This is a genomic window from Anoxybacillus sp. CHMUD (assembly GCF_013096965.1).
Classification (GTDB): Bacteria; Bacillota; Bacilli; order Bacillales; family Anoxybacillaceae; genus Anoxybacillus; species Anoxybacillus kestanbolensis_A.
The window spans coordinates 1-244 of record NZ_SDLG01000107.1 but is presented as its reverse complement, the minus strand read 5'-3'; the positions used below and the strand labels follow the sequence as shown (position 1 = coordinate 244).

The 244-nt window shown below is 41.8% G+C and carries 1 protein-coding gene; it reads right to left on the bottom strand.

The annotated features are described in order from the left end of the window. Positions 1-46: 46 nt before the first annotated feature. A partial coding sequence (locus ETB99_RS14830) for a helix-turn-helix domain-containing protein (RefSeq protein WP_171700952.1) occupies positions 47-244 on the bottom strand: 198 nt, incomplete at its 5' end.

Here is a 244-nt window from a genome sequence, read left to right as displayed (position 1 = left end):
CGAACATGTGTCTCATCCACATAAAACATGGTAACATTCTCGGTAATTAGTTTTTTTTTATAAATTCAAGTTCTCTTTGAAAAGCAGCTTGACGCTTAGCGTCTCCTTTGACGAGCTTATACGTCGGGCGTGTCCATGACAAACGCAAACGATGCAACAACTTGCGAATCCCTTCCCGTGACATGGAAACACCATAGGTTTGTTGAATGTAAGATTGTAAAATGCGCGTGTTCCATGACGAAGC